The 6,952-nt window shown below is 63.9% G+C and carries 2 protein-coding genes; one reads left to right on the forward strand and one right to left on the reverse strand.

The window, feature by feature from the left end; all coding sequences use genetic code 11:
- Nucleotides 1-162 precede the first annotated feature (162 nt).
- The gene (locus tag Q0650_RS18085) at nucleotides 163-1,815 is read right to left on the reverse strand and encodes a DUF4832 domain-containing protein (protein ID WP_298821554.1); all 1,653 of its coding nucleotides are present in this window, start codon (nucleotides 1,813-1,815) and stop codon (nucleotides 163-165) included.
- A gap of 386 nt (nucleotides 1,816-2,201) precedes the next feature.
- Between Q0650_RS18085 and Q0650_RS18090 the strand changes: the two genes are divergently transcribed.
- The gene (locus Q0650_RS18090; protein ID WP_298821556.1) at nucleotides 2,202-6,467 is read left to right on the forward strand and encodes an Eco57I restriction-modification methylase domain-containing protein; all 4,266 of its coding nucleotides are present in this window, start codon (nucleotides 2,202-2,204) and stop codon (nucleotides 6,465-6,467) included.
- Nucleotides 6,468-6,952 lie beyond the last annotated feature (485 nt).

The raw sequence follows: 6,952 nt of genomic DNA on the forward strand, positions 1-6,952 counted from the left end.
AGCTGGTAGGCGATAGTCTCTCTGCGTTCTCTGCGACCTCTGCGGTAGATCAATAGCCGATAGCCGATAGCCGATAGGCGATAGCCGATGGTCAAGCATTGCGTGTTACGGGGAGCGGCGGGCGGGAAGGGGGTAGAGGCGAAGCGCTGCTTCGCCCCCATCTCATTTTAGTGTTACCCGACTCAACGGATACCAACCATCGCCGTCTGGCGCAGTCTGGATGGCCAGTTTGATATATTTCAGGTTGGGATGCGTGTGTTCCGGGAAGCGACTGAAGACCCCGATCGCGAGTTCGTATTCTCCTGGCGGCAGGTCTGGCGGTAGCGTCAGCTCGATTGGTTCGATCCTGCTGCCCGGCTGCCAGCCTTTCACAGATCGGAGCGGAGGCGATACCCACTCGACTCCCGCTCGCTTGAGCCGCACTTTGATGTCGTAGTCCCAGTAGGGTGGCGCGTTGCCGGTGTTGTCCCAGATTGTAGTTATGGCAACCGCAACGCCAAGTGGAGTAGCAACCGGGTGCTGTATTTCGCGTAGTACCAGCCGGTACCCGATAGCGCGGAGCGCGCGCTGTACAGCCGGCAACCATTCGGCTGGAATCGGACGGCTCTTGTTCTGGATGTAGGAGGCATGGCGGCTAACAGCCCAATCGAGAATGTCATTGCCATTCCAGCCTTGATCGTACCAGTACTGCATGTTCCAGCACGGTTCGAGCGCTACAGGCCCGTTGCGCCACGCTTCGGTCGCGCTGGTCGCCTGGATCTGCCGGTCGTAGAAGCGTGGCATATGCCAGTTCATGTCTCCCCAGCAATCGGCCCGCCAGCCGGTACGGTGGGTACCGGTAGCGTATTGCATACCGGTGCTGTCGCCAATTAGAATTGCTTTCGGCGTGTTGGGAAAGGCGTTGACCCAGGTGTCAATAATGCTCTGCCGCGCGCTAGCCGACGGCATGGCGACCCATCCGCGCTGCGTTTGGCCACTCGGCGGATTACCGACAACTTCCTTGACGACAGCCGCATAGAAGTGCCATTCGCCCCACAAACCGACCGATCCGATGTCGAGCATATCGAGGAAGGGATGACCATCGTATCGCCGACCCAGTTCCTGCACCAGCCGGTCGTGATAGAATCTGGCAATGGGATCGGCCAGATCGGGTGCCCAAATGTCCGGTTCGCTCTCCTGATCCTGGCGGCCATTTTCGTTGTGATCACGGTAGTAGATGTAACCGCTTGCTCCCTTGTCTCTCAGCCAGAGCGGAGCATAACCAAGCAGAGGCGGCACGCCCGCTGACTGATTGCTCGCCGCTACCATCAAGCGCCAGGCCAAACGTTGCCCGTTGGCCCCGGCATTCTGTAACCAGCGGTCAAATAGGGCAAAGTTGAACTGCCCCTCCTCCGGTTCCAGGTCGTTCCAGCTAAAGCGATGATACACCGTGGTAGTCGGCAGGCCGGCTAGATTAGAGTCGCGCCCGGCAACCCGGCCAAAAGTCTGCCACCCCATGCCGGGGTTTGCATAGATCGATTCGGTGTCTTCTACAGGCTGGACAATAACTGTTCCCCATTCGAGCATGACGATTGGGAGGTGAAGACGCCACACTACAGTCTGCGCCGGGGTCTGTGCCGGATGGGCCGGGGTAGAGGTAATTACTTGATTGGCGCTGGCACCGTTCAGGGTTGGGTCGGCAGTGAATGCCGGGTAACGGTGATCAACCACTTGACCGTTTGCCTGACCGGTTGCGGTAGCATGAGGGACGATCCCGGAGATGGAAAGGCCGATGAGGAGGAGCCAGCACACCGGGTGTAACACGCGCGAAACCATAGGCCGCATCGCTCCTTGCGTTCTGTGTTACCATGAAATTCCGGCGGATTCGATGATATATGTGGTCATTTCGCCGGCGAAAATGGGATGTTACGCCGGGAATACCTGTTGTTTGTCCACCGGTTGATGCTGTGGTTCAGGAGAGGAACAGTTATCCGGTCGGGAAAGGTGATGAGATACGGTTGCCGGAAGTCGCGCGTCTCCATCTGCGTCACAGCATCCGTCAGAAGTATGGTATCAGGCCGGAAGCCTGAAATCGATAGGAATCTCTGGCTATGTTGCCTGCGCAGTGGGAGCGTTGAGGTAAGCGCAGACGATACCGCGCCGCTTATCTGCAACCTTCGCGCAGGAGAGGGGTGGGCTGGCTCGCAGCAGAGGAGATGACAATGACTATCAATGCAGCCATTCGCATCGAAGGCGGGTTGCTCAGTCCCGATCTGCTTGAGCAGCTTGCGGCGGGCACGCTGCCCGGCCAACGCGCCGTTGATTTTGGCCTGCCGGCGACCCGTTCGCTGACTGACGCGATCGCCGATGCCCTCACCGACGCTCACGACCTCTGGACGGTGTTCCAACGCCGCCTCTCTCGCCTGCCGACCACCGACCCGGCCACTGCCCTGACCCGCGATGCCTGGGTCATTCCCTTCTTCAGTCTACTCGGTTATGAGCTGACCGCACAGCCGCAGCCTATCGACATTGGCGGGATGGTCTTTGCCATTTCTCACCGCGCCGACCGCGACCCCGACGCGCCGCCAGTGCATCTGATCGGCGCTCGTCGGGAGCTGGGGCGCGTCGATCCGACCAGTCGGCCTCGCCTCGCGCCCCACGTTCTGCTCCAGGAGTATCTCAACCGCAGCGATCAGCTCTGGGGTATCGTCACCAATGGGCTGACCATTCGCCTGCTGCGCTCCTCAACCTTCATCCGCCGCCAGAGTTATGTCGAGATTGACCTGGCCACCATCGTCGCCGAGCAACGCTTTCCAGAGTTTGCCCTCCTCTACCGGCTGCTCCATCGCTCGCGCCTGCCCCACTATAGCGCGGCGCGCGGGGCCGAAGCATGCTGGCTCGAACAGTATTATCAGCACGCTGTTGACCAGGGCGGACGGGTGCGCGACCGCCTGCGCGATAGCGTCGAACAGGCCATCATCTGCCTGGCCACCGGCTTTCTCACTCACCGGGCCAATGCCGACCTGCGCGCGCTCGCGGCGGCTGACCTGCATCAGCAGGCGCTCAGGTTGGTCTATCACCTCCTCTTCCTGCTGGTTGCCGAGTCGCGGGGCCTGCTCAGTTCCCATCCGGTCTACCACGAGCACTACAGCATCACCCGCCTGCGCCGACTGTGCGAACGGCGCGCCGCCTACACCGACCACGATGACCTCTGGCACAGCCTGCGCGCGCTCTGGATCACCCTCAGCGATGAGCGGATGGCCCCCTTGCTCGATCTCGCGCCGCTGAACGGCGATCTGTTTGCGCCCCAACCGCTCGATGCCGCGATCATCTCCAACCGCGACCTGCTGACCGCGATCTGGCATCTCTCTATGTTTGATGACCCGCCGCAGCGCGTCAACTACGCGGCGCTTGACACCGAAGAGCTGGGATCGGTATATGAGAGCTTGCTCGATCTGCATCCCGTTATCGAGGAGGACGCCAGCGGACGGCTGACCTTTGCCTTTCACGCCGGCGCCGAGCGCAAAACCACCGGCTCGTACTACACGCCGCCGGCGCTGGTTGCCGAACTGATTCAAACCACGCTCGACCCGGTGATCGCCGCTACCCTCGATGGGCTGCGGCGCGCCGGCGCTTCCGCCGCGACGCTCGAACAGGCGCTGCTGTCGATCACGGTCTGCGACCCGGCCTGCGGCTCCGGGCACTTCCTGCTGGCAGCCGCCCGGCGATTGGGCAAGGAATTGGCCCGCATCCGCACCGGCGAGGAGGAGCCGGCCCCTGACCGTCAGCGCGAGGCGACCCGCGCGGTGATTTCCCACTGCCTCTACGGCGTGGATGCCAACCCGCTGGCCGTCGAGCTGTGCCGGGTGGCGCTCTGGTTGGAGGGCCACACCCCCGGCAAGCCGCTTACCTTTCTCGACCACCGCATTCGCTGCGGCGATTCGCTGGTGGGCGTGTTCGACCTGTCCACACTCGCGCAGGGCATTCCCGACGCCGCCTTTGCGCCGCTGGCCGGCGATGATCCTGCTGTGGCCCGCCAGGCCAAACGGCAGAACGCCGCCGAACGGCGCGGCCAGCGCAGCCTGTTCGCCTGGGATGCCACGACCACGCTGGCGCAGTTGAGCCGGGTCGGACGCGAGCTTGCCGCCATCGGCGACGACACTCCGGCGCAGGTGCGCGAGAAGCGCCAGCGCTTGCGCGCCGTCCAGGAGGACCCGGCATGGACGCGCCAGCGCGAGGCGTGCGACCTGTGGACGGCAGCCTTCTTCCAGCGCTTCACTCCCACCCGGCCCGTCATTACCAGCGCCGCCGTCGAAGACCGCCTGGCCAACCAGCCTGTGCTGCCTACCACGCAGCGGGAAGCCACCGCCATCGCCGAACGGACGCGCTGCTTCCACTGGCCGCTGGCCTTTCCAGAGGTGTTCGCCGCTGGCGGCTTTGCAGTCGTGCTCGGCAACCCGCCGTGGGAGCGGATCAAGCTCCAGGAGCAGGAGTTCTTTGCTGCCCGTGACGCGCGCATCGCCACCGCGCCAACCAAAGCGGAACGCGGGCGGCGGATTCGGGAACTGCCGCAGACCAACCCGACGCTGTACGCCGCCTACCAGGAGGCGCTACGCACCGCTGAAGGGGTCAGTCGGTTTCTGCGCCACAGCGAACGCTTCCCGCTCACCGGACGCGGCGACATCAACACCTACGCCGTGTTTGCCGAGCTGTGTCGGGCGCTGCTCCGCCCCGGCGGACGGGCCGGGATCATCGTGCCGACCGGGATCGCCACCGATGATACGACGAGCGCCTTCTTTCACGACCTGATGCAGAGCGGGGCGCTGGTGGCGCTCTACGACTTTGAGAATCGCAAGGGAATCTTCCCAGCGGTACACAGATCGTACAAGTTTTGCCTGCTCACCATACAGCGCGCCCAGGCCACAGACGGACGCGCGCCGGCCACCTTCGTCTTTTTCGCCCAGACCCCCGCCGACCTGCGCCAACCGGAGAAGCGGTGCGCGCTGAGCGCTGACGATCTGGCGCTGCTCAATCCCAACACGCGCACCTGCCCGATCTTCCGGACGCAGGCGGATGCCGAACTGACCAAGGCCATCTACCGGCGCGTGCCAGTCGTGTGGCGCGAGGCCCGCGACGGCCAGCCGGAGGCGAACCCGTGGCGGCTGTCATTCAGCCGGATGTTCGATATGGCCAACGACTCGCACCTGTTCCGCGCCGCGCGCGAGCTGCTGGCGGCGGGGTATCGACGCGAGGGGAACAGGTTTGTGGGCGAGACGGAACGCTACCTGCCGCTATACGAAGCGAAACTGCTCCACCAGTTTGACCACCGCTGGGCGACGTATGACGACGCCGGCGAGGCGCGCGAGGTGACTGAGGCCGAGAAGCGCGATCCGACTTTCGTGGCGCAGCCGCGCTACTGGGTGGCCGCGACGGACGTAGCAGCGCGACTGCCGCAAGAGCCGGCGCCGCTGGCCGAGGCGGCGCGGCGCGCGCATCTGCCCTCGATCCGGCGCGTGCTGCTGCTCTGGGCTGCCGGCTGTCATCTGGCGGCGGGCAACGCGCTGGCGGCGCGCCATCTGCTGGAAGAGGCGCTGTTGCTGCCGCTGGAACGCGCCGTCGCGCGGGAGCTGGGAGAGGGCACGGCCCGCGAACAGGCGCTGCGCCTGGCCAGCGCCTTCCCGCTTGAGGCCACCGATCTGGCCCGCATCGAGGCTGGCGACGCCGACCTGCCGACCCTGGCCGCCGACCTCCTCGCCCGCTTCAGCCCGCGCTGGTTAATGGGCTGGCGGGATATTACCAATGCAACCAATGAGCGCACGCTGATCGCGACGGCGTTGCCGCTGGTGGGGGTTGGGCACAAGTTCCTGCTCCTGTTTTCCCGTCGCCCATGTAACGAGTGGCTCCTGCTGCTGGCTACCCTGAATAGCTTCGTCGCAGACTACTGCGCGCGACAAAAGCTGGGGGGGACAAGTTTAACGTATTTCACATTGAGACAAATTGCTATCCTCCCCCCGTCCATCTTCGCGCAATCGCTGCCGTTCACCGGCCAGCAGTCGCTCGCCGACTGGATCGCGTCCCGCGCGCTCGAACTCCTCTACACCGCCGAGGACATGGCGCCGCTGGCGCGCGACCTGGGGTACGACGGACCACCGTTTCCATGGGACGCGGAGCGGCGCTTTGCCATCCGCTGCGAACTCGACGCCGCCTTCTTTCATCTCTACCTGCCCGCCACCGCCGATGGCCGCTGGCGTCCGGCGCGAATCGCCGACGGCCACGTCGTCGATGAAATGGAGGCCGAACTGGCCGCGCTCACCGCCCACTTCCCGACGCCGCGCGACGCGGTCAGTTACATCCTCGACCAGTTTCCGATCGCGCGGCGCAAAGACGAAGCGCGCTACGGGAGGTATCGAACCAAGGAGGAGATCCTGGCTCGCTATGACGCAATGCAGGCAACATTCGCCAGGCGCGCTCCCGACAATGGATCATAGCGCCGTTGCCGGGCAATGATCCGACCAGCGTCAGTGTATAATGCAAAAAAACCGGCTATTGCTATGAATCTCACCGCAGAGAACGCGGAGGCCGCAGAGGGATCATTGGTTATCGCCTATCGGTTATCGGCTATTGTTCCCACCGCAGAGGTCGCGGTGTAGGGGCGAAGCGGCGCTTCGCCCCTACCCCCTCCCCGCCCGCCGCTACCTGCAACACGCAACGATCGCCTATCGGCTATTGATCTCACCGCAGAGGCCGCGGAGGACGCAGAGGCGGAAACGATCAAGCACACGCTCCCCCTGGCGCATGGGATGAGCTATCAGCTATCGCCTGTCACCTATTGGCTATCGTCTATCGGCTATCGGCTATCAATCTACCGCAGAGGCCGCGGAGGACGCAGAGGGATAATCGCCTATCGCCTATCGCCTATCGCCTATCGGTTATCGGCTATTGTTCCCACCGCAGAGGTCGCGGTGTAGGGGCG

Source organism: uncultured Chloroflexus sp., assembly GCF_937129525.1.
Taxonomy (GTDB): domain Bacteria; phylum Chloroflexota; class Chloroflexia; order Chloroflexales; family Chloroflexaceae; genus Chloroflexus.